Consider the following 1,636-nt stretch of genomic DNA (forward strand, 5'->3'; position numbering starts at 1 on the left):
AGCATCGTTGCTTCCACCATACCTACAGCAAGGGCAGCCTGACGTGCTTTTTCCCATGCATTTCGTGTGGTTGGATTGCTGCGCTGCGCTAGATCGATTAACTGCGCAAGATCATAAGACGAGCGCGTATCAACAGAAACAGGGCTGGAAATGAGCGCCAGTTCAGGGTTGGATGGGATACTAAAATCTTTAGCACCTGTGGCATTTTCAGCAGGTGCATTTTTCCCCTGAGCAAGTTTCCAAGGTTGATCAGGGGACGCCGGAGCAAGCTTCAAGGCTTCCGTCGCACAACCGCTCAGGGTAAGAGCAAAAATTGAAAATAGCGCAATGAATTTCAGCGTCACAGGTTTTCTCATACCCTGCCGCCCGCCAAAAGTGCTTCCATATGCGCAAGATGCTGATCGATTTTAGTTGCCCCCACAGTGTCTGCTTCCTCAGCAGGAATGGCCTGATCTTCCGGTAGAATTTCGCTTTGCATATCATCAGACTTTATGCGTGACGAGAGCGCGTTCAATCTCTCAACAGCATCGGGCATGATCTCTCCAGAAAAGTAGACTTCCTTATTCAGTGAAGCAAGCTCATCGACAAAGCCATCAAAGGTTTTTTCAAGTTTGTCTGAAGGACGAAGAGACGCAGGTTCAAACGGCAATAGATAAAAACAGTAACGAACGTCGCTCAAAAGACGTTCTGTTTCAGCAACCGTGGCAATCATCTTGGGTCGTTCATCCGGTGTAGCAGATGCGATTTCAGCCAATTTTTTGGCTGCATCCGAAAGGCGCTGGCGGATAACGGTCACAACAGGCGCTGGCCATATCAGTGTGGAAACAAGATAAACGGCGAAGTTTCCGACCAGTACACCGACGATACGGTCGCGCGCTGAATCCATATCGGTTGTCGGACCAAAGCCCTGCAATACGGTTAAAGCAAATGCGAGACCAATCTGAACTCCGCCATAGGAAACCTTTTCACTGCCTGCAGATACCCATGCAGCAAGAAGAGCGACCGCAAAAACCAGAACCATCAAGCCGCCAATGGACTCCAACTGCGGCATGAGAAATATAATTGACGCAATCCCAATAGCAGCCCCTATCAGACAACCCGTGATACGCAATGCCAATTTATGAATTGTATCGCCCGCGGTGCCAAGAGACGCGACATAACAGGTCACCATTGCTGTATGGATGCCCTGCCAATCAATCGCGGCGTAAAATACATAGCACGCAATTGCCGCCAAAGTGGTTTTGAGGGCAAAGCGTTGATAAATGGGATTGGTAAATGCATCGGCAGCAAAAAAGCTGTCACCCGCACCCTTTTTATAGTCTGTTTTCTCACTTCCCGATATATTGCTTAGCGCCTGCAAAATACCTTCCTCCTGCCTATGGACCGAAGGCTCAGGCGATATTTCAGGTGATGGAAGTGGTGCATCTTTATCCAGCGCCTCAACAACTCTGTCGATTTGCCGAATGTAATGTTGCCGGTTTGCATCCGGCGTATCGGCGGGAAGAGAGGCGGCGGCAAAAAGCAACTGATACGATGCAGGAATATCGGTTTGTATTCGAGCTAGTCTTTTTCCAGTGGTTTGATGCAGTATTTTTACAAGCATCGAACGTTTGTTCTCGTCGTCATTGGCTGCGGC

The 1,636-nt window shown here is 49.0% G+C and carries 1 protein-coding gene and 1 pseudogene; both read right to left on the bottom strand.

The window, feature by feature from the left end; all coding sequences use genetic code 11:
• Positions 1–356, bottom strand: a pseudogene (locus tag J2782_RS22765) (TolC family protein); the annotation flags it as partial.
• Positions 353–1,636 (bottom strand): FUSC family protein (locus J2782_RS22770; RefSeq protein WP_310016443.1); only part of this gene is annotated, 1,284 nt, incomplete at its 5' end. The pseudogene J2782_RS22765 and the gene J2782_RS22770, both read right to left, overlap by 4 nt.

The sequence above is a fragment of the Brucella pseudogrignonensis genome, assembly GCF_031454375.1.
GTDB lineage: Bacteria > Pseudomonadota > Alphaproteobacteria > Rhizobiales > Rhizobiaceae > Brucella > Brucella pseudogrignonensis_A.